Origin of the sequence: Roseofilum sp. SBFL (assembly GCF_017746885.1) — a bacterium.
In the GTDB taxonomy this organism is placed as follows: Bacteria; Cyanobacteriota; Cyanobacteriia; order Cyanobacteriales; family Desertifilaceae; genus Roseofilum.
On record NZ_JAGHZH010000147.1, the window covers coordinates 1 to 23,756 of the forward strand.

General features: G+C 47.8%; 27 protein-coding genes and 1 tRNA gene. 9 read left to right on the forward strand and 19 right to left on the reverse strand.

What is annotated here, in order from left to right; all coding sequences use genetic code 11:
• Nucleotides 1–195: 195 nt before the first annotated feature.
• Together J7545_RS15630 and J7545_RS15635 are read right to left on the reverse strand one after the other, a co-directional pair.
• Nucleotides 196–687, reverse strand: coding sequence for a hypothetical protein (locus J7545_RS15630; RefSeq protein ID WP_318719813.1), 492 nt, complete (start codon nucleotides 685–687; stop codon nucleotides 196–198).
• Entirely contained in the window at nucleotides 684–1,760 is a 1,077-nt protein-coding gene (locus J7545_RS15635) for a RuBisCO accumulation factor 1 (protein WP_318719814.1), read from the reverse strand. Before J7545_RS15635 ends, J7545_RS15630 begins: the two co-directional genes overlap by 4 nt.
• 137 nt (nucleotides 1,761–1,897) lie before the next feature.
• On the opposite strand from J7545_RS15635, the gene J7545_RS15640 reads away from it, so the two are divergent.
• Nucleotides 1,898–1,970: transfer RNA gene (locus J7545_RS15640), tRNA-Ala, on the forward strand.
• Nucleotides 1,971–2,131: 161 nt separating this feature from the next.
• On the opposite strand, the gene J7545_RS15645 is transcribed toward J7545_RS15640, so the two are convergent.
• The 8 genes from J7545_RS15645 to J7545_RS15680 all read right to left on the reverse strand — a co-directional run bounded on the left by J7545_RS15645 (nucleotide 2,132) and on the right by J7545_RS15680 (nucleotide 8,995).
• Nucleotides 2,132–4,816 (reverse strand): AAA family ATPase, encoded by a 2,685-nt coding sequence (locus J7545_RS15645; RefSeq protein WP_318719815.1) that lies wholly within the window; start codon nucleotides 4,814–4,816, stop codon nucleotides 2,132–2,134.
• A gap of 43 nt (nucleotides 4,817–4,859) precedes the next feature.
• Nucleotides 4,860–5,369 carry a hypothetical protein gene (locus J7545_RS15650; protein ID WP_318719816.1) on the reverse strand — a complete coding sequence of 170 codons (510 nt, stop codon included), beginning with the start codon at nucleotides 5,367–5,369 and terminating at the stop codon, nucleotides 4,860–4,862.
• 318 nt (nucleotides 5,370–5,687) lie between these two features.
• On the reverse strand, nucleotides 5,688–5,924 hold the full coding sequence (locus J7545_RS15655; protein ID WP_318719817.1) for a hypothetical protein: 237 nt from the start codon (nucleotides 5,922–5,924) through the stop codon (nucleotides 5,688–5,690).
• A gap of 13 nt (nucleotides 5,925–5,937) precedes the next feature.
• Nucleotides 5,938–6,186 (reverse strand): hypothetical protein, encoded by a 249-nt coding sequence (locus J7545_RS15660; RefSeq protein ID WP_318719818.1) that lies wholly within the window; start codon nucleotides 6,184–6,186, stop codon nucleotides 5,938–5,940.
• Between the two features lie 246 nt (nucleotides 6,187–6,432).
• Entirely contained in the window at nucleotides 6,433–6,714 is a 282-nt protein-coding gene (locus J7545_RS15665; protein WP_318719819.1) for a hypothetical protein, read from the reverse strand.
• Nucleotides 6,707–7,603, reverse strand: a complete 897-nt coding sequence (locus J7545_RS15670; RefSeq protein WP_318719820.1) for a DUF932 domain-containing protein — start codon at nucleotides 7,601–7,603, stop codon at nucleotides 6,707–6,709. Before J7545_RS15670 ends, J7545_RS15665 begins: the two co-directional genes overlap by 8 nt.
• Nucleotides 7,600–7,746, reverse strand: coding sequence for a hypothetical protein (locus J7545_RS15675; RefSeq protein WP_318719821.1), 147 nt, complete (start codon nucleotides 7,744–7,746; stop codon nucleotides 7,600–7,602). Before J7545_RS15675 ends, J7545_RS15670 begins: the two co-directional genes overlap by 4 nt.
• Nucleotides 7,747–8,461: 715 nt before the next feature.
• Nucleotides 8,462–8,995: a hypothetical protein gene (locus tag J7545_RS15680; RefSeq protein WP_318719822.1), complete on the reverse strand. Its 534-nt coding sequence runs from the start codon at nucleotides 8,993–8,995 to the stop codon at nucleotides 8,462–8,464.
• A gap of 349 nt (nucleotides 8,996–9,344) precedes the next feature.
• On the opposite strand from J7545_RS15680, the gene J7545_RS24140 reads away from it, so the two are divergent.
• From J7545_RS24140 to J7545_RS15690, 3 genes are all read left to right on the forward strand, one after another.
• Complete coding sequence (locus tag J7545_RS24140; RefSeq protein WP_413039291.1) at nucleotides 9,345–9,602, forward strand: helix-turn-helix domain-containing protein; 258 nt, start codon at nucleotides 9,345–9,347, stop codon at nucleotides 9,600–9,602.
• A gap of 56 nt (nucleotides 9,603–9,658) precedes the next feature.
• The gene (locus J7545_RS15685) at nucleotides 9,659–9,940 is read left to right on the forward strand and encodes a hypothetical protein (protein ID WP_318719823.1); all 282 of its coding nucleotides are present in this window, start codon (nucleotides 9,659–9,661) and stop codon (nucleotides 9,938–9,940) included.
• Nucleotides 9,941–10,161: 221 nt separating this feature from the next.
• Nucleotides 10,162–10,734: a hypothetical protein gene (locus tag J7545_RS15690; RefSeq protein ID WP_318719824.1), complete on the forward strand. Its 573-nt coding sequence runs from the start codon at nucleotides 10,162–10,164 to the stop codon at nucleotides 10,732–10,734.
• Nucleotides 10,735–10,940: 206 nt separating this feature from the next.
• Here J7545_RS15690 and J7545_RS15695 read toward each other — a convergent pair whose 3' ends face one another.
• From J7545_RS15695 to J7545_RS15725, 7 genes are all read right to left on the reverse strand, one after another.
• Nucleotides 10,941–11,279: a hypothetical protein gene (locus J7545_RS15695; protein ID WP_318719825.1), complete on the reverse strand. Its 339-nt coding sequence runs from the start codon at nucleotides 11,277–11,279 to the stop codon at nucleotides 10,941–10,943.
• Nucleotides 11,280–11,323: 44 nt separating this feature from the next.
• Nucleotides 11,324–11,638 (reverse strand): hypothetical protein, encoded by a 315-nt coding sequence (locus J7545_RS15700; protein ID WP_318719826.1) that lies wholly within the window; start codon nucleotides 11,636–11,638, stop codon nucleotides 11,324–11,326.
• Nucleotides 11,635–12,270, reverse strand: a complete 636-nt coding sequence (locus J7545_RS15705; protein WP_318719827.1) for a hypothetical protein — start codon at nucleotides 12,268–12,270, stop codon at nucleotides 11,635–11,637. The genes J7545_RS15700 and J7545_RS15705 overlap by 4 nt, the downstream gene beginning before the upstream one ends.
• Nucleotides 12,258–12,524, reverse strand: coding sequence for a hypothetical protein (locus J7545_RS15710; protein ID WP_318719828.1), 267 nt, complete (start codon nucleotides 12,522–12,524; stop codon nucleotides 12,258–12,260). The genes J7545_RS15705 and J7545_RS15710 overlap by 13 nt, the downstream gene beginning before the upstream one ends.
• A 77-nt stretch (nucleotides 12,525–12,601) precedes the next feature.
• Complete coding sequence (locus tag J7545_RS15715) at nucleotides 12,602–13,090, reverse strand: hypothetical protein (RefSeq protein WP_318719829.1); 489 nt, start codon at nucleotides 13,088–13,090, stop codon at nucleotides 12,602–12,604.
• A gap of 163 nt (nucleotides 13,091–13,253) precedes the next feature.
• The gene (locus J7545_RS15720; RefSeq protein ID WP_318719830.1) at nucleotides 13,254–13,610 is read right to left on the reverse strand and encodes a hypothetical protein; all 357 of its coding nucleotides are present in this window, start codon (nucleotides 13,608–13,610) and stop codon (nucleotides 13,254–13,256) included.
• Nucleotides 13,591–13,875: a hypothetical protein gene (locus tag J7545_RS15725; protein WP_318719831.1), complete on the reverse strand. Its 285-nt coding sequence runs from the start codon at nucleotides 13,873–13,875 to the stop codon at nucleotides 13,591–13,593. Before J7545_RS15725 ends, J7545_RS15720 begins: the two co-directional genes overlap by 20 nt.
• 218 nt (nucleotides 13,876–14,093) lie before the next feature.
• Between J7545_RS15725 and J7545_RS15730 the strand changes: the two genes are divergently transcribed.
• The 3 genes from J7545_RS15730 to J7545_RS15740 all read left to right on the forward strand — a co-directional run bounded on the left by J7545_RS15730 (nucleotide 14,094) and on the right by J7545_RS15740 (nucleotide 18,201).
• Complete coding sequence (locus J7545_RS15730; RefSeq protein WP_318719832.1) at nucleotides 14,094–14,258, forward strand: hypothetical protein; 165 nt, start codon at nucleotides 14,094–14,096, stop codon at nucleotides 14,256–14,258.
• A gap of 353 nt (nucleotides 14,259–14,611) precedes the next feature.
• Nucleotides 14,612–16,180, forward strand: coding sequence for a hypothetical protein (locus J7545_RS15735; protein ID WP_318719833.1), 1,569 nt, complete (start codon nucleotides 14,612–14,614; stop codon nucleotides 16,178–16,180).
• Entirely contained in the window at nucleotides 16,180–18,201 is a 2,022-nt protein-coding gene (locus J7545_RS15740; RefSeq protein WP_318719836.1) for a hypothetical protein, read from the forward strand. The genes J7545_RS15735 and J7545_RS15740 overlap by 1 nt, the downstream gene beginning before the upstream one ends.
• A gap of 37 nt (nucleotides 18,202–18,238) precedes the next feature.
• Here the strand turns inward: J7545_RS15740 and J7545_RS15745 are convergent, their stop codons facing one another.
• Nucleotides 18,239–20,398, reverse strand: a complete 2,160-nt coding sequence (locus J7545_RS15745) for a discoidin domain-containing protein (protein ID WP_318719838.1) — start codon at nucleotides 20,396–20,398, stop codon at nucleotides 18,239–18,241.
• Between the two features lie 398 nt (nucleotides 20,399–20,796).
• Between J7545_RS15745 and J7545_RS15750 the strand changes: the two genes are divergently transcribed.
• Nucleotides 20,797–21,501 carry a hypothetical protein gene (locus J7545_RS15750; protein ID WP_318719840.1) on the forward strand — a complete coding sequence of 235 codons (705 nt, stop codon included), beginning with the start codon at nucleotides 20,797–20,799 and terminating at the stop codon, nucleotides 21,499–21,501.
• Between the two features lie 5 nt (nucleotides 21,502–21,506).
• Nucleotides 21,507–21,917 (forward strand): hypothetical protein, encoded by a 411-nt coding sequence (locus J7545_RS15755; protein ID WP_318719841.1) that lies wholly within the window; start codon nucleotides 21,507–21,509, stop codon nucleotides 21,915–21,917.
• A 3-nt stretch (nucleotides 21,918–21,920) separates the two neighbouring features.
• Here the strand turns inward: J7545_RS15755 and J7545_RS15760 are convergent, their stop codons facing one another.
• Complete coding sequence (locus J7545_RS15760; protein ID WP_318719842.1) at nucleotides 21,921–23,033, reverse strand: tyrosine-type recombinase/integrase; 1,113 nt, start codon at nucleotides 23,031–23,033, stop codon at nucleotides 21,921–21,923.
• Nucleotides 23,034–23,756 lie beyond the last annotated feature (723 nt).

The following is a 23,756-nucleotide window of genomic DNA, read 5'->3' on the forward strand; positions in this document are numbered from 1 at the left end:
CTCCTTCCAATGTGGCTCTTCTTTAGCTGAAGAATTAATGGAGTGCAAACCTCATAAGCGGTGGTTTTTTCCCCAAGGGCTACAGGCTCTATCCCTTATACAGTCTAGTTTTTAGCCTCCTTGTCACCCCTTAAGGGCAAAAGTAGTTCAGTTTCAAGATAGATTTCCCAGTGTCCTCACTTTACCGTTACTCTGCTATACTAACTCTGAATAATACTGCTCAATATGGGTAAACTCCTGTTTTTCTCCACAAAACTGATCGTAAAGGGCACGATGGCGGGATAGTCCGTATTCATCGCTGCGAGTTTCGTATTCTTTGACCCAATCGACCAAAACTTGAAGCATGGCTTGTTGTTCTTGGGGAGAAGCAAATTTTTCCGGTTCCCAAGGCCGTTGGTAACAGCGATCAATACAGGTTTCTATGCCTGGATTGAGAAAGCGCAGTTCAGTGCAGTAGGGTAAGGCGGCTTCGATAATATCAGCATAGCAACCTTCAATTACCCATTGTTGATTATCCTGGATAAACGAGAGCAATAAGGTAATACTTTCATTGAGGGGTTTTCGTTCTGGCCCTGGATTCCAGGCAATTTCATCCAGGGATAGGCGGGGAATGGGGCGATCGCTAATTAAGCGACGGGCCATGGTGCTTTTTCCTGCACCGGCATTACCAAGAAGGATCATTCTCATTCTTCAATTTGCCAGAGTTCTTTGGTAAAGTCCTCGTCTAGAATACGATGGGGGCGCATGATTAAGACCAATTGTGCTAACAGGGGTTGATCGGGTTCCGTTTCCCACCATTGAAGTTCTAATTGACCGTCGATGTCTACTAGAAAATAGCGATCGCTATCCCATTGTCGCTCCTGGCGATCCACTAACATTAAAACCGGTTCTGAATTCTCGGATAGTGATCCAGGGAGTTCATCACTGTGAGCTAAGAGAGCAATCGGATCGCCCATTGCTCGGATCATCGACCATCCGGGAACTGCGACAAAGGCCGATGCTCCTTGAGTACGAACCACTCCAAATGGGTCAAGGGCTTCAATCAAGGGTACGGCTTTCCAATCCTCTAGGGTGAGGGGAAATTGACCAACGACAGGAATCACCCGGGGCGATTCGTCAGCCGATTCTAGTCGATATACGGGTAATCTGGGGGCACTTTTTTGGGGAACGACGGTAAAATCTGTGAGCAGATGTTCCAGATGTTGGCGAGCAGTATTACTCTGGGCGTAACGCAGACCTTTCGCAATTAGGCGCGATCGCTCTTGAATGTCTTTGTGTTGGCGGGCGCTTTTCCAGCACTGATGGGCCATAATATCTCCGGGATGCTGCGAAAAACCTTCAGCGGACGAACTACTGCGGGAGAAGTCTTTGATTGCTTTGGCCAGTTCATGGGCTTGATCGGCATCCAGGTTATGATCCAGGCTAAATTCAGCAGCCGCTACCCGTTGGGGTTGGGTAAGGATGCGGAATTCATAGAGAAGATCTGAGCCTTTTTGGTTAAAGTGCGATCGCACTGGTTCTTTAATTTCAGCTTTGGTTAAGCTGGTGTAGACTTGGGCTGCAACCATCACCTGATTTTGTTGTACGGGTTCAAATCCAGTTTCTTCAAAAATGCGATCGGGTGCATATCCTGCTTTTTGCAGTTGGCTACAGGCCTGTCCCCACTCAACCCATGTACCTTGTTTTCGGCGCAGTTGCAACAACAAGGCATCTGCATCAATGGGTTCTGCATTAGGAGGTGAATAGGGGGAATAACTCATAGCCGTGATTCTTTACTCAACGATCTTTTGATTACTTTATCGCTTTCTGGGGGGCGATCGGCCTAGAGCAGAAATTTTTTGGGGTTTAGCTCTTGACAACTAACCCCTGATCAAGGCAAGATAGTAAATGGAATTTAGGGGCTATAGCTCAGTTGGTAGAGCACCTCAATGGCATTGAGGGGGTCACCGGTTCGAGTCCGGTTAGCTCCATTCCAGTCACAGCAAGGGTTCTTGCGAGTCGGCGATAACAGCGCAGCCACAGACTGAACGAGATTCGCCCGACTTTTGGCGAAAATTAGGGTTATTTTGGGCAAATGTCGGGCGGCTCTTGGCTGGGTTTTATCGCTCGACATTTGCCCGATATTTAGATGTCAATCCTCTATCGGGTCGTAAACCCAGTCGGGGAATCTAAGGTCTTTTGGGTTCACCTCCCTCTTGCCGATCGCCTTCCTCTCCCCGACCCCAGTAAGATAACAATGGTAATGGGTGCGGTCAATACTTTTAATCCACCAGCCCTGTACCCATCCCTTCTTGTCTTTTATTCCAGCACTTTCATAAATATAAATGGGGTCGGGCTGCGGTCTCCATTCCTTCAATCCATGGGCTATAGGAGTTTCTAATTTTTCGCGATCGAACTTTGTTAGTCTGTCTGCCGAAAAAACCTTTTTATGGACTCGCCGCACTTCCACTAATTCCCAGTGACCATCTAAGGGGACATAAACGCGATCGCCCTTTTTCGGTAAATCAGGCGTTGGCTCCGGCGATCGCTCTAGGGACTCAATCCTCCATATTGAGCGAGTAGAGGCGGCTATTAACTCAGAGTGATCGGGTAAACAGTGTCTAATCCAGGGGATAGGAGGGAATTCTTTCCGGGCTGCATCATCACCCAACCGTCCAACGGGGGTGATGTAAGTGGTTCCTCCGTTTGAATCAGAGACAACCCCATGGTAATTAACCTTCTTCCTCCTTCCTTTGGCTACATTCGGCTCTTCAATATGTAAGAGGGTAAAGCCCACGCGATCGCCAGGTTTAAACCCCCTTTTTTCTGTAACGGAATGTAAACCCTCACTCTCAATAACTTCTTCTTTTTCGCAATAAGGGGGGTTTTTCGGCTTTTTCACCTCCAACTGATCCAACTGATCCGAACTGATCCGCGATTTTGGATCAGGTGGGATGCCAGCCTCTGTCTGGGTTTGAGGGTCGTCTAATCTACCTGATCCAACTGATCCGCATTTTTTTCTTTTTTTCACCTCTCTCTTCAGATCCGGTTTTTTCTGTGGATCAGGTGGATCAGTTGGATCAGGTGATTTTTTTTCGATCTCGGACAATAGCCGTAACCCTTGCGGTTCGGGGGGTTTAGCTGTCTCGCTCGGTGCTGATCCACCTGATCCGGAGGGCTGGATCAGTTGCGGATCAGTTGGATCAGTTGCGAAGTGAGAGAAGTAGACCGACCTTTTTCGGTTGCCCTTTTGAACTCCAATCACCCCAGATGAGGCCATCCGCCCTAATTCCTTCCGGATCGTATTGAGGGAAATATCCAAAGCGTGGGCGATTTCCTCATTCTCATGTTTGCCACCATGGGCCACCAAGAAATCTAGAATCTGCTGCTGAAGGGGTGAGTTTAGTTCCAACTCGTCCTCTCCATCAATCTCATGCATTGGAATCCACGTATCTGTTTCCGGATCTCTCTTGAGCAAGAACTTGCACAAGTCCCGGCTGCGGCTTTTCTCTATCTCTAAGATGTTGCCGTCTTGGGGAAGTGCTGGGTTTTTCGGCTCAAGCTTCCAAACCTCATCACAGGTATTGAAGATTGCGGTTGTCCCTCGCATCATCCCCCCGCGAACCTGCCCATTGCCTCCCTTATTCGCATGGTGGATCACCATGAATGAGCAGTTAAACTCAGTACACATTTCTCGCCAATGAATCAAGGGAATGGCGAAGGGAGCTTCGTTCTCCTGGATGATCGAACCGGCAGAGACTGAGGTGAGACTGTCGATTACCACGATATCCGGGCGGTGAGACCTAATTAATTCTCTAAGTTGCCCGTTATTCGCGGTTGACCACTTCTCATCGATCATGATGAAATTTTTCTTTAGGTCACGGGGCAGGGAATAATACTCTTGTAGGTCAAGCATCCGGTTATTTTGCCGTCTCCCCTGATCTGTTACTATGCAGAGCGCCTTGACCGGTTTCTGTGGGGCAAACCCTCCCCATCCAGTTCCTTCTACCAATCTTCTAAGAATTGAAAACAACAGCCAGGTTTTTCCTACGCCACCGGGGGAGTAAAGGCACATCAGCGATTGGCGCGGGATAAAACTGGGAAGTATCCAGTCCATCTTCATGTCGGCACAGAGTTCCTCATACTCGTCCAATGTGTAGGCTTTTGCCTTCTCCTTGGTGAGCAACCATCGAGCGTGAAATGCCTTCATCTCCCTTAATCCGGAAAATTCCCACTCTTTGGCCAGGCGCTTTAGCTCAATGTCCCTGTAGGGGCTGTCGTCTTCATCTAGTTCTTTTAGTTGGGTATCTAGCTGAGTAAAATCTCGCTTACTGGGAACACCCTTCATCTCCAAGAGGGCGTTGAGCTGATGCTTAAGGGATCTGAGATCCTCTTTTCTTGCTGCTCCACTTTGGGCTGTGGCGATTAATTCGTGGGACTTGGTGATGATGGCCCGTCGTTGCCATTTGTCGATGACGAGTTTGGCGTACTCATCGATATTCACTGTGCTTACAGCACGGTCAAGCAGTTGCACCAGTTTGCTCTGACCGCCAATTTTGTCTAGTAGATTATGGTCAAAGAGCCAACTGTTGACGGTTGTAAAGTCGGTCGGGTCTCCTTGCCCATTTATTATCAGAAAGGCTTTGTATAGTGCTTGGTGGGCATTAAGGGAGAAGTGATCTGGCTCCAGTCCCTCATCTTTGCATCTTTTTATGGCCAAGGGGTCAAAAAGTATGCCCCCCAAGATTGATTCCTCTGCTTCGATGTTTTGGGGTGGTAGTTCGTCTCTCGGCGGTGGTGGGGTGAACCTTCTGTGTAGGGCGAATTCGGTAATCATGGGTTAAATAAAGGGGGATTCCTCCCCCTTCCTCCAGCAAGTTTTAGTTAGGTTGAAACGGGTCGTCGGGCAATGGCGGGGTGGTTTTTCTGGGTAATAAGGGGTGCGGTAAATCTTGGCAATCAGAGGAAACTATTCCCCTAATCCCCTTCAGTTCTAATGCGTTTTCCAATAGCGCCTCCTCAATGGAATCAAGTTTTTCTTGATAAAAACTTAAATTTCCTCGCATATTGAGGAGGTGATAATCACCATCTTGGATGAGGTTCCTTAGACGGGTTGCTATTACCTCCCAATGCTCCCCTTCTATTCCGATCGCGCAGCCCAATTTCTTCTCCGTTTCCCCCAGCCATTTGTTGGTGGGAACACTCCCTTTTTCTGCTTCTGCTCGGATTGCCTGCTCTTTGGCTATGGTCTCCTTCAGGCTAAGAATCGTTTGGGCTAGATCCGATAAAAGGTCGTGTAATCCGTCTGCTTCCGCATGGATGATTCCGATCCTATCTGCCCCTGGAGATGCCCACTCGATAACCTCTCTCTCTTCTTCACTGAGTGTCATTATTTCACCTCCTTTAATGGCGATGGATCGATCATCTTCTCTACTTCATGGAGTGGGGTTAATCCACGCTGGAGGCATTGCCCTAGGTAGGTGGAGCAGAAGCCGAAATACTGAGTTGCTTCCCTGCGATCGCCCCGAAATAAAACCACCCTCATTGTTTTGTGGAGCCGGGCGACAACTCCCCAGGTGAATTATCCCCCTCTTTTGCTTCCCGATCAAGGATCTCATCCTCGGACAGCCCTGGACATAAGGGGGTTAACTCGATCTTCTCTAGCTAGTTTTTATTAATGATCAGGCGATCGGATAGTTGGATAAACATCAAAAATTTCCTCTCTGGTGGTGTTTGGGGGTGGGTAGCCCGGTATGGGTTTCCATCTCTTCTTGGCGGAGTCGAATGGAACGACTCATCTTCACAGCAATGTCCACAGCCTCCTGAACAAGGTCGTTCTTTTCGCTCTCAAGAAGTGGGATGGAAGCCCCTTTTTTATAAACGGCGATGAAGATAACTGGGGCGGCTTTTTGCACAAAGGCCCAGTCGGTGAAATTCCAGTCCATAAATCAGTCCTCCTTAGCTTGCTTGTTGGTTTTCGAGCTTTTCGCGCCAGGTTTGCCCTTCGAGCTTGGCAAATTCATAGGACTTTTTGGTGCGATCGATTCGATGGGAAAGTTGTTGGTTACGGTGCTTGAGTAACCCGACCGTCTTGGCAAGTTGCAAAACGAGTGATTCCAGTGTCGATATAGACTCAAATCGATGCCCAGTGAAGGTGTAGACTTGCTCCCTCAGATCTGCGGAGATCGGTGCGTTGAAACGGTTCATTTTTATGTCCTCTAGTGAATCAATGGAAGGGATTCATCCCCGCGTTAAACGGGGATGTGGAAGGGTTACCAAATTCGCCGGGTTAGTGCGGATTTATCAAATTCTTGGCGGTAAAAATCGCAATCGAAACACTCGATCCAGGCAAGGATGCAAAAATATCCCTCAAATTGGCGGATTCGACGGCCACGCCCACCACAGTTGGGGCAGGTGATACGGGTGGCTTGCTGTTTGATGAGTTTTGGGGTATTATTCATGGGTATCTAAACCTCCTGTTTTCTCTGTGTACTGTTCGCAAAAGGGGAAGCAGGCTTGCACTTTCCACTCTTCGATGGGTTTATCGCATAGAAAGTCGAAGAGGATGTTGCATTCATCCTCTTCGGCGCAAGATTCACACCATACTTCAATGAATCGTCTGGCCACTTGATTTCGCTCCACCAAGGGAAGCTGATTAAGCCCATTTGTGAGGTAGCCATGTATCTGGGGGTCTGAGTCGCCCCAGATGTAGGACATTCCAGAAACTTTATCCATGATTTGATACCCCCACTAATTGACGCTCGAATCGACGGACTTGGTTTGCGACGCTGCCAATAGTCAGGCTGGCGAAGTGGTCGGTGGAGTTTCTCCATCGGTGATGGTGACCGTAGTATTCAGTCACGGATTGCAGTAAGCCATAAGCGGTTTTGTAGACGGAAAGGAGATGACCGCCAATTAACTGGCCGTCGAATAGCTGAAGGGCGGTCTGGACGACTGGGGGTTGCTCCTCTAGTCCTTTTTCGGGATAGCCAAAAGACTCAATCAGTAGCATGGCTGCTTGGGATTGATCCATGGGGGTATCGGCTAAAAGTTCATGGTCTTCACACAGCCCTTCCCATTCTTGAACAGCCAGGGTTAGTCCTTGTTGGAGGAGTTGGAGAACGTCGGGGGAGTGGCGAAGGACTTGCTTGTGCTGGACAACCTTGCGGGTGGCTCCGTTGGTGCAAACTAACCGTTCAGCAAGGATGCGGACTTGGTGGCCAACGCCACATTCATGGGAACCGATGAGCTGTAAGTAGCAGTGGGTGATGTCGCCAACCTTCTGCACGTCGTACTCTTTCTCCAGATCTCCGATGAGGCAAATCTGCTTTCCTCCGTTGAGGGGGCCAGCATGGGTTAGGGTGATTCCTGCATCTTGGGCGAATTGGTGAAAAACGGCTACGATGTCTTGGTTTTGGGAATTTTGCCAGTTTTCGGGGGCGGTAGTGAGTTCTTCGACTCGATCGGTGCGAAGGAGGGAGTATTTACCGGGAACTTCTACAAATTTGCCAGAGTGAAAAAAGAATCGGGGGGAGCGTTTGACCCTCCAGTTTAGGTTCGCCTTGTCCAAGATTTCTTGGGCTGATGCGTTTTTTGGGATGGGGGTACAGTTGGTTTTAATCATGAGTCTTCCCTTTGGGGACGGTTGAGTGATTTGCGGATGAACTTCCAGGAGAGTTCAACGGCGTTTCGGGGATTGCTCTTAAGTCTCCGGCGTAAGATTTCTAGGGCGGCTTCGGCGTTATGTCGTTTTTGAGGTTCAGCCATGATGCCCCCTCTTTTCGACGGAAAGGACTCCATTCTTCTGGCAAATCCTGAAACATGAGGAGAGAGGGATGCCCAGCTTCTCCGATATCTCTGGGAAGGAAGATCCCCTAAATCGCATCCTAACTACTGTCCTGATTTGCTCCCGCGAATGCCCATTCTTGCGAGAAAATGGGGCGGGGGTTGCCCAGCGCTTCCCGTTGCGGTAGTCCTGAAGGGATTGCAGGTAGCGTTGGGCGGCTTTGGGGTTCCAGGAGTTGAGGTCATGGTATAGGTGGCGCTGCCCTTCGGTAAGTTGCAATGGGTTATTCATCTTGTGACCTCCCTTCCCAGCCCTGGCAGAATGAGATGAACCAAGGGTGGGTAGATTGAAGCCAGTCCACATGATCTAGGTAGAGGTCAATCTCTCCATCGTCGTAAAGGTGAACGGGGAACAATTCCCAGAGAAGGAGGAGTCGCCCTCTCTTTGTGTGGGGAGTTATCCCACACTGGAAGACTATGTACAATAGAGGGCACTGGAATTTCACCTGGAAAACGCCAGCGATGTCACGGATGGAGAGGAGGAAATACTCTCTTTTCATTTGGTTTCCTCCTTTGCTCCAACCAGGTTGAGTTGCTTGGCTGGTTTGGCCGTCTTTTTGGCTCTAGACATTGCATACATCCTCAATCTTTGAGAAGAGGACTCTAGCCGTGATGGTGTCACCAATCTTGATAATCATTAGGCGGACTCCTGTTCTTCTGGGAATAGGAGTCCGTGGCTTTTCTCGAAGTTGGTCAAGAAGCTATCGAGGAGCGCTTGGGTCTCTTCGTTCATCTCGGTGTAGTTGGGAGACTCCCAGATGGGGACGAGTCCAATAATCATGTGCTGATGCAGACATTCATGCTCGATGGGATCGTGGTCTGGGCGAATGTCGTACCACCAACCGGTGGGGATGGTCTCTGGCTTCTGGTGATAGGCCATGCCAATGATGATGCCCCGGTGTTTGCGTCCAAAGTCGATCGCCAGGTTCTCAACAAAAATGTATTCGACGTACTCACCGATGCTGTAAGCGGGTCGGGGGAATTCCTGGAGAGAGCAATAGATGGTTGTCCTGTGCCCTTCTGCCGTCCCGATATCTGATTTCGAGAGAATTTGAGCGCCGATAATGTCGGCGGTCTTTTGCAATCCTTCAGTGGGGAAGCTTTTGATGGCTTCCTCTAATGCTCGGTAGATGGTTCCGAGTTTCTTTATCTCAAGAAAGTTAAATGCCATAATTTTGGTGTGTTTTTAATCGTGGCTCCTCTCCTCTCCCGTCCATGGCGGTTCCTGCGAGGAGTGGGGCTTTTTTGTTTCTGTTCTCTCCCCGTTTGTGGCGGGTCTTTGAGAGGAAGGGAGGAGGTGCTTTCTCCTCCCGTGTGTTGACTTAGCCAAATAGGAGCTTGTGATGGTTTCAAACAAGGACACCATTGAGGGATTTGTTTTTCTATAGGCAATTCCTCTCTTTGCTATATAATCAATCCCCCCCCATTGGGGGTGTCACCCCTCGGCTGTTGCCAGCAGCCCTTGGGTGCGTTTGCCAAACCTTGAGGTGACACCGACATTATTGTCGGTCATAATAAAAATGTCAAGACCTACTACGCAGATAGAGGTTCCTTATCCTTTGGAAGTCTTACGGAAGCACAGAACCAATCTGAGCCAAAAAAAATTTGCAGAGGCGCTAGGGCTGACTACGCGGACATATGAGCGATGGGTTGCTGGAGGCAGCGCCCCTCGCTTGACTCCAGATCAAATAGTCACGATCAGCAAAATTTGCAAGGTTAGCTATGGAGATTTCATTCGAGTCCTTGTAGGAGAACTTGATGTGGAAGAGTTGCCATAAAAACGTAGAGGAACTTCCAAATTAACTTGAACCGATGACAATCAGGAGGCGATGCAATGAAACTTGATCCACGTAAATCATGGCTTTATGACGGAATGCCAGATTCAATCAAGCGGTTAACGGACGATCTTGCTGGGGCGGTCTGGGCTGGTGACCAGGAGAGTGCCCAGGAGTTGCTGGAGGAGATCATCGAGGACTGGGTGGGGAATTACGATTTTTCTCGCTCCCAGACCCGAAAGATTATCAAGATTCAGGATTTGGTGAAGACGAAGAAGGCCCGGAGGAAGTTGTTCAAGAGTGGGCAGGATGGAAAGTTGTTGAAGATTCTGGAGAGCTAGAATGATATTAGCGCTGTTTGGATCGCAAGCGCTAACGCCGATGTCATAAGAACCCCGATCGCCCTCCCTGTTGCGATCGGGGTCTCTGCTTTGTGACAAAAACTAATGTTTTGATACCAAGTTACGGGGTAGAATCGGGGAATGACAATCGGTGACCTACTATGAAATATCCTCGCTGGTTTCCATTCCCTAGTTGTTGGCTACGCGCTTTGCTCACCTGGATGACCGCCAGCCTAATCGCTTACGCCCTTATTGCGATTTCCCCTCTGATAGCTGTGCTTACCTTGCCGTTCCTTGCGATCAGCGCTGGTGACTATTCCATCATCTCTGGGGTCTCTGCCCTGATCGCCCTAGTTCTGTTTGTAGTCCCCCTGACCATCTTTCCCACATTTGTCTATGCCCATGTTCGGCAGATCGGGGGGAAACTTTCTGGGGAGCAAGAAATGCTCTCATTTATCCCTGCGATCGCCAACTGGAGGAGAGGATTGGGGGATGAACTTGTGTTTTTCATTGGGGTGCTTTCTGTTGCACCTTTTCTGATTGGGGTTCCAAGTTACTTGGTTGATGGGGTGATCGCGATCGTTTTACCAATAGCGTTTGTAGCCACCGCCTACTGTTACCATTTCCGAGTTCTGTTCCACCGCCGCCAGGAACGGTCCCGCAAACGGGCCAATCTTAACCGCAATCGTCAGGTCCTCCACAAAAGAAAAGAGAAATCCCCCACCACCATAGTTGACGACCCGATAGAGCTAGAGTTGATGCAACTGCGAAGGGATTTGAATGATGATAGATAGAGAAAAGAAGACCCCGGTATCAACCGGGGTCTTCTTTTTGAGAACTGGTTACCATCTTTCAGGGTTGACATCCACCCCTGCCTAAAGGCGAGGGGATTCCTAAACCTCACGATTTAGGTTTCTGTTTCATAGCAGTTACCTTCACAGATTTACTCTCTTCGGGTCTTACACTCGCTCCGCAGACTGACACGGCAAGCCCTGCCGCCTTATGTGATAAAGGGTTCATCCTCATCAAAGGAGTCATCATCGTTGCGACGGAAGTAAACAGTCCACCCTTCATCGCCACCGAACAGATCTTTTACTTGCTCCTCTGACCAACCAGGGGGAAGATCCCTAATCCTGGTATCAGCCGGTCTGTCGTCTCCAATTTCAGCGAGATTAAGTTTACTGAAGTGTAGAGTCGGGGGATTATACCAGGGGGAAACAACAAGTTCTCTCCCCAGAGGAATGTCGATGTCCAGATCGGCAACTAATTTTTCATATTCGGATTCCCTCCCTTCGTGCCGATCGCCATCCACTACAATCAACCTTTTTTCCTGATTCATTCTTCCTCCTCCTGGTATTTAGCCCGCCACACTTGAGAGTGGTTTTAAGGCTCATCCTCTTCGTCACTACCAAAGAGAGCTTGTTCCCACCTATCATTACGACAATCCTCGCCATACCCAACATAGGGGTAAAACTCCTCAGATTCCTGCTCTTCATGCTCCCTTTTTTTCTGTCGGTGGTCCCGGATCTTTTTAGATAGATCGGCATAATCCTTCCAAAATGCCCGCGACCCCTCTTTAGCTATCTCAGCCCATTTACTGACGGCAACATCGATAAGCTGAAATTCAAACTCGGAAAGCCTCAACTCTCCTGACGCGCTCAATAGGATTATGGTTAACTCGCGAAAGTTGTTGCTCATGTATCTTCTCCTTCTTCTTGATTTAACCCTTTCTTGATACACTCCAGTTTGGCTTTACCCTCCTGGTACTTCGCACCGCCGCACTTGAGGACGGTTTTGATGATTTCGGAGTCGGCCACTCCGTCAGCCAAGGCGATCGCCACTTGCTCGTGTTCCTGTTCCGTTACACCGTTAGTTTCGTTAGAACCGTTATAACCCTCGAAGTTTTCGTTATCGTAACCGTTATAACTCTCGTAACTTTCCTCTGCTTGGTTCAGTCCGAGGCTGTCTTGGCGCTCCATAACGATCGCTTGAGCAACTGCGACGTTGGTTTGTTGAGCCAGATGCAACTCACTGGCCACAGAGTGCTTAAACTGGGCTAACTCATACTTTTGAAGGGCTTTTACCTTCGGTTCCAGTTCGGCTAAGAGCAAACTGGAACCGAGGCAAGACCCACCGGAGGTCAACCCGATCGCCACTGACCCCCACCGAAAAAACTGGTGATAACGGTTCTCTTGCACATTGCGGGTGAAAAACGGAGTCGAGAACCAAGTTATAACGCCAATAACGGAAGTTGTAACGGCGACAATATGGAGGGTGAACCAGAACTTAATTATCGATTGACGGCTGGAGTCGTTAATTAAAATGCCCATTGAATACCCGCCCCCACAAAAAGAACGAGGGCGATCGCCGCCACCAAAACGACCGAGAGGGCAAACTGTTCCCCTAATGATTCCCGTTGGTAGTAGACCACCGTTCCGGCCATGCCTAACCCAACGGAAGCAAGAACAGCAGCAATCAACCCGATTTCCCGAAAATTGACATTTAGTAAGGCCGCCAAACTAACCAAGCTGGCGGCACTTCCCATGAGGAGGGAAAACCCTACAATCCGATACATAATAATCATGGTAGACCTAAGTTGGTTGGAACGAATGCCAACGTTATGGCCAGGTGTCCTCTGGCCATAACGTTATGGCCAAGCCGTCATAACGATGCTTGCAATTGAGCAATGGCCAGATCGGCCGCCTGTTCAGCCTGTTTCAGAGACTGACCCATCTTGGCGTAACCCGCCCGTTGCGAGTGGAGGAACTTCGCGCTGGTATTTGCGTATCCCTGCATCCGCTTCTCGTTTCGAGCCTCGTTCCTCCTGTACCTTTCGTGATATTTATTCACCTTGGTATGGTTGTTACTCATCCGCTCCAGGGCCGTGTAAGCCTTTTTGGTGGCCCGGGTTTGAACGACAGAATCCTTGGCTCTCTCGCGCAGCGCTTCGGCTTCCTCTGGGGAAAATGGCCGCGCTTGCTCGACCACTGGGGCATACCGGAACTTTTCCCACTTCCCAGGATTGTCTGGGGTAATGGCGTTTTCGGCGCTTTTAATGTGAACCGAGTTGGCATCCAAGTTTTTTGACTGCCCTTGAACGGGGGCGATCCTCCCCCCGTCAGAATTGCTTAAGAATCCGAGTAATCCCATCGATCTTGCACCTGTATTTCAATGATTAAGAACTGAGAAATAGTGAGCGTCAGGAGCGCACCTAAGATCATAAACAGCAAGGGGTGATAGTTAGGTGGGCGCTTGTCCCACGGGTTAGAGCGCCTCACTGCCTAGAACCCCAGATGATTGAGAATTGACCATTCTACTCGCCTCCGTTTTCTAATGCAGCAGGCAAGGCAAAATAGGATTTTGAGCTGCTCGGCTTCAGGGTCTTGGCTGTCTTTCCCGTGGCAATGTTGTCGTAATCAACGCTGTTCCATTGGGCTGCAAAGTTTTCAATCGCCTTCTGGGTTTGTGGGCCACAGTAGCCACTATTGAGATTGGCGATCGCCTTATTCCAACTAGCCGCCCGAATCGCATCAGCCAGTTGCAGTCCCCAATTATCCGAGGCCATATCAATCATTTGCCCATCCTCGCCAGCGTACCCACCGGTCAGAGTCGGTTGATGATTTTGCGGACTCGCGCCGCCGTTGATTGCCTTATTCGCGTTGGTTGCCATATTCCCTCTTAATTTGGTTAACTGCTTGACGCGCTCCGGCCTGTCGAACCAGTTGCCGATAGCGCTTGAGAATCGAAAAAGCCTCTGGAGATAGGCAGGGGTCATAGGGGTAGCTGTCGAAGTCCTCCGTTATTTCCCGTCGGTCCCGGAGTCCCCTTAGCACCCTCAAGTCCGTTGAATATTGGGCTTCCTTAATACCCAGTATCTCCATGGCTTGGGCATTTGGAATGAAAAGCTCTACTTCTACATCTTCCTCATGAACCATAATCCTCCTGAGTAGGGACTAGGTAGGGAACAGGTAAGCCTTGGGTCAATATCTACCTATCCCCTACCGTTGAGCTACCCATTCTATACCGTTTCCCTGGTAAAGGCAAAAACGCCGAAACTATTACACCGTAGGCATCAGAAGCATTTCCGAAGGGGGCAGTAAAATTTTTTTGTTAGCATGGACAGACACAGGAGTAGATCAAGGAATGTAGGGAAATGGCAAGAATAACTAGAGGGGCGATGAAGTATGTAGAGTGGGATGCAGCCCCTGAAAACTACAGCCTCGCCGTTCTCAAGAGAAGGCTTGAAAGAACCAAAATTATTTTTGAACGGCTTAAAAGGAGACTAAAGGAAGGGGATGATAGAGAGACAATCGCTTGATATATTGATATCGGTTATAGAGCAACTCATGCAGGAGGTCGCGATCGCCATAGTTGAATTGGATCGATATCAAGGCTTAAAAGAGGAAGTATTCAACAATTATCAGCAGCTTGTAGACACGCAAAACCTAGGGAAACGAGACCTCGAAGAACAGATAACCAAAATAACTCAAAGATTAGAAAACGTTGAGAGCAAGCAAGAATCTTTCTCTAGATTTGAGTCTAGAGTTAGTAGCTCTGTCAACACTTGGAAATGGGTTTCAGTTACATTACCTGCACTTATAACCTTTCTGTTTTTCTTGTATGAAAGGATGGGATAAAATAGATTAAGGCACCCTTACGATCCAATAGTCCATGGGAACAATAAAGAAATACACAAGAGGGTTCACCCAAGCGTGGAAAGATCAGCAGAGCACCGTTACCAAGCAATGGGACGAATGGCTAGGAGGGGTGGGGAGTGCATTGGGTATGGTCTGGGGGGGGCTATCCAGTGTAGGGAGTGGAATATGGGGCGGGCTAAAGTGGCTTGGTGGGGCTTTAGGCTTCAGCGCGGGGGCAGTGATTCGATGGGTGAATCAATCAATTCAGTATTTATGGAGATTCAACTGGAATATCAGTGATATAGCTATCGACGATCAATTGAACTCGGATCTTCTAGCCCTGTCGGGGGTAGCTGGGGGGGTGTTCGGAGCATCTGTGGGGTGGGGGGTTTGTGGAGGGGTTGGGGCGGCGGTTCTAATGAAGATAGATCCCGCTATGGGGGCTGCGGTCGCGGCTGAATTAGGAGAAGAGGCAAAAGAGGAGGTACTTCAGGCATGGTCTCAAGTCGCATACAGTCTATTCGATATCATCGCAACTAACGCTTTCACTCAAACATTTAAACATACTCGTAGATTCCTGAAAAATCAGAAATGGTTAAAGCAAATTGTTGGAGAAAAATATGCAGACTTAATAGATCAATGGGGTAAGCCAGGAGGGGACGTTATCTCCCTCTCAAAGTGGAAAGATGACCAAATAGAATCCATTTCTAATGAGTATACCCGCAATTTCACAGAAGAATTTTTTGATGAGTTTGGGGATGCCTGCAACGAAGCAATTGTAGTCATCGCCAATGGCATTGACAGTTACCAAGCGCTACAGTCTACAACGATTCAAGACCAAGTGCTGGGGGAAGACCAAATCGTAGTAGTCACCCCCAATAAAGAAGAAGGAGAGGAATATCGTTTTTATGGAAAAGAGAACCTAGTTCGCCAGCAAACCACATCATTTTTAGCTCAATACCAAATGATGTACGGGAAAGACATTGGGCAATATGTAGGGGAGCCTGCACCACAATATCAGATGAAGAAAGTCCACACTATAAGCGCTGTCATTTTGTGGTATTCAAAAGTTACACCACCCTATCGTGTTAGGGGAGAAAAATTCAAAACCTCTACCCTAACTATTCCCGACCTAAAGAAAACCGGCATAACCTGGAGGGGTTTGCAGAAGGCGGCTGGAGGGACACAGGGGTTTGTGTCAGGCCCGTCCCGCTTCTGGGTAAAACTAAGTTGCGGCGCGAACACTACGCTTTGGGCTGAAAATGAAGACGTTGCAGAGCGAATAATTAAAAATTTGATGAAGTTCTCCGACTCTAAAATCATCGCAGAAAGCTCAGGAACGCAAAAAAAAACCCACCGGAAGAACACGGCTAACAAAAATTACAAAGAGAAGATTAGAATTTACCCCTATAGTGTCACCTTCTTCCGTACAGGGGCGGACAGCACCGGGCGGGTAAGGCTTTATGACTCCAGGGAGGAAGCCGTCAGCCGAAGGAGTCTAAAAATCCCCCTTTGGCAAAAATTAGATAATCCCCAATATGACAAAGAAATCGACGAATTTCTAACCTCTGCTTTTGCAGATATCCCTAGGGAGTTTGCCTAATGCCGACACCTCAACCCAGACCCAAGGGACAGCCAACCTCGAAGGGGACATCTAGAACAGGAGGGTATAAAACCCCTGCTCCTTTTAGGAGAAGAAGTGAGGGGAGAGGGAACCCTTTCGCACCAATAGGAGAAGCGTATTTATCGGGGGTTGAAACTATCGGGGAGTGGATGGGGGAGCAATTCGATAAAATCGATATTCCCCGCCCAAAGATACCAAAGCCCTGGACTACGCCCGAACAATGGGTAAAAGATATAGAAAGCATAGGAGAGGGATACCCAGAAGAAGAGAAGGGGGAAGGAGAAGAAGAGGAAAAACCACCCCAAATGGGGGATTCAAGTAACCTAGATTGGGGGGACTCTGGACAGACCATAGGGGGCGTAACAAGAGGGAGTGAAGCCCCAACCTTTCCTCCTGAATACGATATCCCCCAACCGGAGGGGATATGGATACCTCCTATTCCAAAAGAAAGTACCCCTGGTGTTGATATGCTCAACGGTAAAGCCGGGATTTATATAGGAGTCAATGTAAATGCTTGCAAGGGCAACTCCTATAGCACCCCCAGCTTCCCTGATGGCGCGAATATGTTCTTCTATTTCTTGGTTCGGGACGGGGAGCATCTAAATGATGGGTGGCCACAAGACTCGACTGGAAGACCTAAAGTTTGGTTTAAAGGGAAACAACACTGGCAGGGGTATATTAATCTCGCCTCAAGACTGCTTTCTGAAAAATTAGGGTGGTGGTTTGGGAGTAGTGCCAATAGTTTTTATTCCCCTGTAAGAGCAACCTACAGGCTAATGGAGGATGGGACTTGGCACGGCCCAGATTACATCAACGGCTCGATGTCACACGCAGAAAGCGGGTTTAACTACTACTTTCAAATATACACAGAATTCATCCCCCCGCCTACATACTATAGCCCATTACCAAAATCAAAAGGACGCGACATGAACTGCTGTAATCAAACCCTTGCAAACCAAAACCGAATAATCAAGGACTTAAAAATGATAAAAAAATGGGTTGGAGCCGACTATGACCAAATAGAAATGCCAAAACACCCATTTATGGATACAAATGTCGGTTGGTTAGAAGAGATCTTTGGAGGAGGAACAACAAAACTAGGGTCGTTACCCGATTTAATCGTCTATTTCATCCAAGCAGTTGACACCATGTTTGGGGATGAATTCCCCATGAAAATAAAAGTCCCCCCGCACATAGTAGAGGGGGCAAAGACCTCAGGGGAGTCAATCCCAGAAGAGTTTGAAATGGTAACACCTGGAGAGGCTATAAAAGCAATTGTCGAGATGGTGATCAACCTCCAGGATGACGAAGGGAACGCCAAAAGCATAATGATGAAATGTCTCCTGGAATCCTACAAAGCCAGGGAGGAAGCTTACAAAGCCAGAAATATGCTCGACCAATTCGTGAAATGGTCGGGGATAGAGACGGAAGAGGTTAAGAATTTTTTGCAGGCGGAATTCACGCTACCTGAGACTGACAACGACCCAAACAATTCGATTAAGTGGGATGAGTGGAAAGAGAAATACCCTGATCCAGACGAAGAGCTGAAAGCCTTCCTTGAACCGTCCAAGATGGCGGTCAAAGCCCACTTCTTCGACCCAGAAAAAGGGCGCGATTTAATTGATGATTTGTACCTTGTAAGAAATATTTACCAAATTGTCCGGGCTGCTCATACCATCTCTGTTGGCAAACACAGAGATGGTATAAAGCAAAAACTCACCGACTACTTGATTGACTTCGGAGCAAAATACGCCTATCACGCAGTAACCGCTCCAGCAGAAAGAGAGAAACGGGGGATAGGAGAAGACGAAGATGATGATAACTACGACCCCAAAGGGTTGAAGGACTTCCGGAAGTTCAGGAAAGTAGTGGAGGACGGACTTGTGCCTCCAAACGAAAGTCCAGCAAGCGGCACATCGGTCAGCGACAGAGGAAGGGAAAAACCCTACGGTAGGCATCTTGAAGAAACAGCAGAAATCAGAGACATTACAGACAAGTAAAAGCACTAGGGGCAGTAGGAAGTCTATGCCAAAAAAATCAACTAAGATAGGCGATCACTTCGTCTATCTCTGAATCTGATGGGGTTGTTTCCCACCCCATGAATTGTCTTATATCACAATCCGTTCGCCACCCTGAGAGGGATGCCCTCCCTAGCATCCAATCAGCAGTATAAGTATCATCAAATTCAATAAGTATCCACATCCACTGATTAATAGGAGTTAAATCATAAGGTGCATTAATTTCCTCTGAGTTTCTCAGCACTCTAACAACTCTACCAAAAAAGTCCATCGTCGTGTTTCCCTCTCTGAATCTAAATATTAATGTGTCAGGGTTGATACCTCCAAAAAAACCATCAAATGACCATCCTGATTGGTTGTTATGTCCCCAAAAAGAAGTAGGGGATTTCACCTCTGCCAATATTCCCTTGATTGCAGTTTGAGGGTGTACAAGATGCATATCTACAGAGTTATTCGGATATCTCCACTGGATATGTTTTTTCCCATTTTCTGTTAACACTGTAGGCGCAACACCACCAGATACCAAGGTAAACCCTGATGTACTTGTTAATAACCCTTCCGAATTTCCAGAAAGGTCTAGCCTTAGCACCGCAGTCGTAATAGCGGATGGTTCAGTGGGTGTTGTAATGGGTTCTATCTGCTGCATCGAAACAGAAGCATAAACATTAAGTTTATTCAATCTTGGTGGAGTGTTTAATCCATTAGCAACATTAGCATGCCTGTCATTGATAACCCTCAAGAATCTGCATTGAGAAAAGTTGATCGCCGTGTTTTTCAGCTCTGAAATAAACCCGCTTGCAAGGGATATCCAGTCGGCTCCATCCTTGCTCCCATAGAGATAACCCCTCCATTGCTTAGGGCTGGTTTCAAATTGGGCATCGACTAGCTCAATATCAAAGTTTTTCCCTAGGTCAATTTCCAATCCGCATATCTCGTTATGCATCTTTTCTTCTGGAGTCCAAATTTCTCCATAGAAATTAGAGGGAAATACGGTTTGAAATGGGTGATAAACCAGGTGGGGACTTCCTTCACCATCACTGTCTATTTTCCCGTAGTTGTTGGCTGGTAACCTCTCTACTGGTGGGTTGCCGAAATTTGCAGACTGATCACCCCAATAGATATGTTCTACAACCCATGTAAATGGGGATAGTATTGGGTTGTTTGCGGTCTCTGTTTCTTGAGTGATATCGCCAAATAAACTAATTTGATAAATGTGCCATTGTTCATAGGGCGTATTGTCCTGAACCTTTGTTTCAATGCTGACCCATCTTGCAGCGACTTTGGCAAAGTTTATATCACCCTCTAAAAATCCCAGGGGGTATACTTCCCTCCATGTTCCCATATCGGTTGAAACCAAAACCCTCCCCTTCAATTTATTAGGGAAGTCACCAGTTTTAATCCTAATTCCATTGATTTGGTATTCTTTCCCTAAATGGATTTTAATTTTTTTATCATGGCTGTTTCCGTTCGTTGCGCTCTCCCATTTAGTCGTTTCATCTCCATCGGCAATATAGAGTAAATCTCCTTGGGTGTATTCGTAGTAAGTAGCTCCGGGGGCCCATGGGGCGCTTTCGCTCCCAGAGAGTTCCCAATTAGCTTTGGGCAACATACCGGACTTGATAGTTTGTCCATCAGCCGTGTTGGTTACGCTGGTGGTGGCATCAACATTGATTTGAGGCGCACTGAAGGAGTCAGATCCGGACTGGCCTGTGCCAAAGATGGCGACAAACTGACCGGGGATAGGGGGAGGGGTTCCAAATCCGTTGTCAACGAACTTTACTTTTAAGCCAAAACCTTGTTGCAAGTCAAAGTAACCACCGGGGGTGCTGGTGTTGCTCAACATATCTCTGTCGTAAGGAAAACCCCGGTTGACGATTGGCAGGCTGTTAATAATTACTTCCTTATTTTGTCCGAACATATATAAGTCAATTCGGTAGTGTTCTCCCATCCATTCGCTTTTCCAGACTTTTTCCGCATAAGTATCTGGAGATTCATTCGATAATTCCTCTGGCTGTGCCCATCGGAGTAATCCATCCCCCCCTAGACTGCGTTGGGCGTTGCATTTTAGATTAAGGATTTTAAGGCGCAAATCTTGGGTTTGTGGAGGGAGGAGTACCCACCAGCCATCCTCTGGGTAGGAACTAAAATCGAATTGTTCGAGAATTTGAACTACGGACATGATTGTTATTGGGCTTAGATGTGAACTATTAAAACCCTTAAGGAGTCTGATTTTCCACATTGTAGCTAAAAAGAGGGTTGAGCCTCATGTCTTTTGATTAAAATGGGGTTGCAAAATTTTCAGGAAAAACCTATGAGCATTGCGAGTGATTTAGCTAAATCTATCATCGATACAGCTACCGCGAATAAAGCCAAGACTGAGTTCGAGGGAAGTGTAACCGTGAGCTACGACGTTAATTACACATCTAAGAAATTCACCGCCACTGTTGTTTTACCCACTGACGGGGTAGCGTGGAACACTACATCTAGCAAAATGGAGACTAATATCGCAGATAGCCTAGAGGCTATCCCCGCCCCATAGTCAGTCCCTGATGAGAAACGACTAGGAGGTAATTAATTATGCCAGGAATCGAAGCCGCACAGGGTAGTGTAGTCCCTGTTGCGGAGAATGCATCAGAGCGAGAGCGGGTCTTAGTTGCTTGGTTCCAATCGCGAGATCCGGGGCAATCGGGAACTCGTAAGCTCTATGGCGGTTTAGTTGAGTTGTTTGTAGAGAAAATTTTCAACTCTTATTTTAATGTTCCCGTTGTCGCGCAACAGGACGATGAGGAGGTAACGAATTATCTTAAGAAGACAAACGCTTACACTTCTACCCAAAGGGCTGGGCTAGAGTTCACAGAGCAAGGCGTATCTAAGCAAGTCGCAGGGTTTGTCGGGACTAAAAATTTAGCTTTAAAGAGAAAGCCCGCAGGAAAGCGGATCATCGTTCCATCTCAACAAACCCGGCTACTAACCAGACAGGGAACGGCGAAAAAATACTACGTCAGTAAAACGGCTTCTTGCACCGTCCCTAAATGGTTTAATGTGTTGATGTGCCTGCAACTGATGGGGACTATGCTCAAAGCGAAAAAACCCAAGCAGATTAGAATTGCTGGGAAACGCTATCGGTGGCGAAAATTTCCAGTGGGACGAGCGACCGACCCAGGGACTGGGCTAATACAGGAGGCTGGTGCATTCGTGCTTAGTGCGGAGTTCAATAAGTCTACTCATTTACCCTTTGTCCCGGATGATAATATCCTGGAAACTTACACTATGAATATGTAAGGGGCATGGCTTACTTACCGCTAGGGGTTGTCAAGTTTCCCATTTACGGGAATACAGTTGATAACCCTGCTGTGCAAAAATTCGTATTCAACAACCCCCCTCTGGATCGATACTTTGTTATTGAGTTCCTGTCACCTACAGGACGACCGGTCACCGACGGGACAACCTCCGTTTTATGGACTTGTAGAGGATGGTTTATTGAGGGGGATTGGATTTGGGGAGATGCACTTAGAATTATTCCATCGGATCGAAATAAGCATTTTATCCAGTATCCAGGAATACCAGAGACCTTAGCAGCCCAGGCAACACTACAGAAAGTCGAGTTTGATAAGGTATGGGAAGGACGTTATAGGCGGTACGTGAACGAGCCTAACTGGTATTTGTTGGTCAATATTTACGAACCCGATCCGCCGTGAAGTTTAGTAGAGAATCGGTAACTCCGACGATTTAACCGTTTGTCGCCCGGCGTAGAATCTCATTATGGTTTCGATCTTATCCCCGACAAGGAAGGCGATCGTAGGCAGGGGAACTCCATGCTCATAGTGCATATTGGAGATAAAAGAATGTCTAAGGGCGTAAGGGGGAAGATATCTCCTTATGGTTTTAGGGGCAAGGGGATTAATCAACGGTTTCCACGCTCTTCTCAGAAAATTTTTTTGATTAATAAAACTGCCTGCCGGGGATGGGAAGATAAGACCGCCATAGCAGTGACTGACAGACAATAAGGCTTGGTCGGATAGGGGGATAGTACGATTCAGGTGGTTCTTAGTGTAAGGCTGGAGAATCTCTTTACTGTAAGCCTTGGTGATGCTGCACTCGGTTCCATCAAAGGATTGGAGGATGTCAGACGGAAGGAGGGCGATCGCCTCTTCCGGACGGCATCCAGTAGCGGCTAGGAAGGTTACATAGTGTTCGTAATGGTTGCCGACGAAGATGTTTAAGATAACCCGAACCTCGTCAGGAGTGAAATAATGGATAGTTTTGCGGGGTTGTTTTGGGAGTTTATCGCGCAATTTCACCCCAGGTACAGCCACTCTGATTGCAGGCTGCAAAGTTGCCAGGTGACGGTGAGCGGTTGATGCTGCCCGGATTTTGAGATATTCATCGGCCAGGCGATCGAGGTTGGAAAGATTCAGCGCTTTTGGGGGGAGGGATGCGATCGCCCGATCAATCTCTTTCCAGGTGTTTTGCTGGGTAGTTCTGGCTGCCTTGTGCTTTTGAGTCTCCTTGTATTTAGCCCAAAGCGTTTCCACTGTTTCCTCCGATTGGGCCGGGCGACCCTTGGTGGAATCGTAGCGGTTTAGGGTTTTGTCGAATCGGTCGAAGGAAATATCGGCCGCGATCTCCCCCGCCTTTGTGTAGGCCGCCTCGACTGAAGCCTTGGTTATCCCTCCAGGCACAGAGAGGGAATATTCGCGTTTTTGATAAGACCATCGGAGTTTAATCGAGTTTCCCCGCCTAACCAAACTGACCCGATTTCCTACTCGATCGAATTTACCAGTGCAGCTCCTTATGGTTGATATCCGTTTCATCGTTTTGTGGAATGACAATAGGGAACAGACTATTATACTCGATGGCATTGAGGGGGTCAGCAGTTCGAGTCTGCTTAGCTCCATTAACAACAAACCAAAGCATAGCAGACTTTCCACCACTGACCCCCTCAATGCCAAGGGAGCGCTACACCTGATTTGCACCTAAAATCATCCTAACTCCATCCCTTCCTATAGGTCAGCCCTAGGTAACTCATACCAAATCCGAATAGTATAGAAAATAAACAGATGCTGTTCTAATGCCAATTTTCTTGCTATCCATCTCTACCTGTACTACCCGGATTTGGTATCACATAGAAAAGTCTCATAATATCTCCAATGAAACATAGATAATCCTGTGTAGTGCTAAAATAGATATATATCCAAGCTGGAAACCCAACTAGGGTAACCAAAGAAGATATATATCCATCGGCACTCCATGGGCTGGCATAATCCGACAGAAAATATCCCCAATCACTGGACTAAGTGATGAGGAAAAAGTAATATTACGAAAACTGGGACTAGGGAATCTCTCATTAGGAGTGAGAATAGCGGCGAAGCTTGTGAAAGAAGCGACTGCCCAGAAAATGCTCAAAGGAACCTACCGAAGCGATTATGGCTATGCCCTAAACGGAGTCCAATTCTGGGAAAGAGTGCGACGATCTAACCAGACCAAAGAGTATATACCCTTGCCGACACCCAATATCACTCATCCTTATCTGGGCC

Coding starts and splice junctions, on each gene's coding strand:
- J7545_RS15755 (WP_318719841.1), top strand. CDS start 21,507: ATGGCTTACTTACCGCTAGGGGTTGTCAAGTTTCCCATTTACGGGAAT.
- J7545_RS15675 (WP_318719821.1), bottom strand. CDS start 7,746: ATGGCTGAACCTCAAAAACGACATAACGCCGAAGCCGCCCTAGAAATC.
- J7545_RS15665 (WP_318719819.1), bottom strand. CDS start 6,714: ATGGATAAAGTTTCTGGAATGTCCTACATCTGGGGCGACTCAGACCCC.
- J7545_RS15635 (WP_318719814.1), bottom strand. CDS start 1,760: ATGAGTTATTCCCCCTATTCACCTCCTAATGCAGAACCCATTGATGCA.
- J7545_RS15680 (WP_318719822.1), bottom strand. CDS start 8,995: ATGGCATTTAACTTTCTTGAGATAAAGAAACTCGGAACCATCTACCGA.
- J7545_RS15695 (WP_318719825.1), bottom strand. CDS start 11,279: ATGAATCAGGAAAAAAGGTTGATTGTAGTGGATGGCGATCGGCACGAA.
- J7545_RS15705 (WP_318719827.1), bottom strand. CDS start 12,270: ATGGGCATTTTAATTAACGACTCCAGCCGTCAATCGATAATTAAGTTC.
- J7545_RS15630 (WP_318719813.1), bottom strand. CDS start 687: ATGAGAATGATCCTTCTTGGTAATGCCGGTGCAGGAAAAAGCACCATG.
- J7545_RS24140 (WP_413039291.1), top strand. CDS start 9,345: ATGTCAAGACCTACTACGCAGATAGAGGTTCCTTATCCTTTGGAAGTC.
- J7545_RS15700 (WP_318719826.1), bottom strand. CDS start 11,638: ATGAGCAACAACTTTCGCGAGTTAACCATAATCCTATTGAGCGCGTCA.
- J7545_RS15745 (WP_318719838.1), bottom strand. CDS start 20,398: ATGTCCGTAGTTCAAATTCTCGAACAATTCGATTTTAGTTCCTACCCA.
- J7545_RS15730 (WP_318719832.1), top strand. CDS start 14,094: ATGGCAAGAATAACTAGAGGGGCGATGAAGTATGTAGAGTGGGATGCA.
- J7545_RS15670 (WP_318719820.1), bottom strand. CDS start 7,603: ATGATTAAAACCAACTGTACCCCCATCCCAAAAAACGCATCAGCCCAA.
- J7545_RS15710 (WP_318719828.1), bottom strand. CDS start 12,524: ATGATTATTATGTATCGGATTGTAGGGTTTTCCCTCCTCATGGGAAGT.
- J7545_RS15645 (WP_318719815.1), bottom strand. CDS start 4,816: ATGATTACCGAATTCGCCCTACACAGAAGGTTCACCCCACCACCGCCG.
- J7545_RS15750 (WP_318719840.1), top strand. CDS start 20,797: ATGCCAGGAATCGAAGCCGCACAGGGTAGTGTAGTCCCTGTTGCGGAG.
- J7545_RS15720 (WP_318719830.1), bottom strand. CDS start 13,610: ATGGCAACCAACGCGAATAAGGCAATCAACGGCGGCGCGAGTCCGCAA.
- J7545_RS15650 (WP_318719816.1), bottom strand. CDS start 5,369: ATGACACTCAGTGAAGAAGAGAGAGAGGTTATCGAGTGGGCATCTCCA.
- J7545_RS15685 (WP_318719823.1), top strand. CDS start 9,659: ATGAAACTTGATCCACGTAAATCATGGCTTTATGACGGAATGCCAGAT.
- J7545_RS15735 (WP_318719833.1), top strand. CDS start 14,612: ATGGGAACAATAAAGAAATACACAAGAGGGTTCACCCAAGCGTGGAAA.
- J7545_RS15660 (WP_318719818.1), bottom strand. CDS start 6,186: ATGAACCGTTTCAACGCACCGATCTCCGCAGATCTGAGGGAGCAAGTC.
- J7545_RS15690 (WP_318719824.1), top strand. CDS start 10,162: ATGACCGCCAGCCTAATCGCTTACGCCCTTATTGCGATTTCCCCTCTG.
- J7545_RS15655 (WP_318719817.1), bottom strand. CDS start 5,924: ATGGACTGGAATTTCACCGACTGGGCCTTTGTGCAAAAAGCCGCCCCA.
- J7545_RS15715 (WP_318719829.1), bottom strand. CDS start 13,090: ATGGGATTACTCGGATTCTTAAGCAATTCTGACGGGGGGAGGATCGCC.
- J7545_RS15760 (WP_318719842.1), bottom strand. CDS start 23,033: ATGAAACGGATATCAACCATAAGGAGCTGCACTGGTAAATTCGATCGA.
- J7545_RS15725 (WP_318719831.1), bottom strand. CDS start 13,875: ATGGTTCATGAGGAAGATGTAGAAGTAGAGCTTTTCATTCCAAATGCC.
- J7545_RS15740 (WP_318719836.1), top strand. CDS start 16,180: ATGCCGACACCTCAACCCAGACCCAAGGGACAGCCAACCTCGAAGGGG.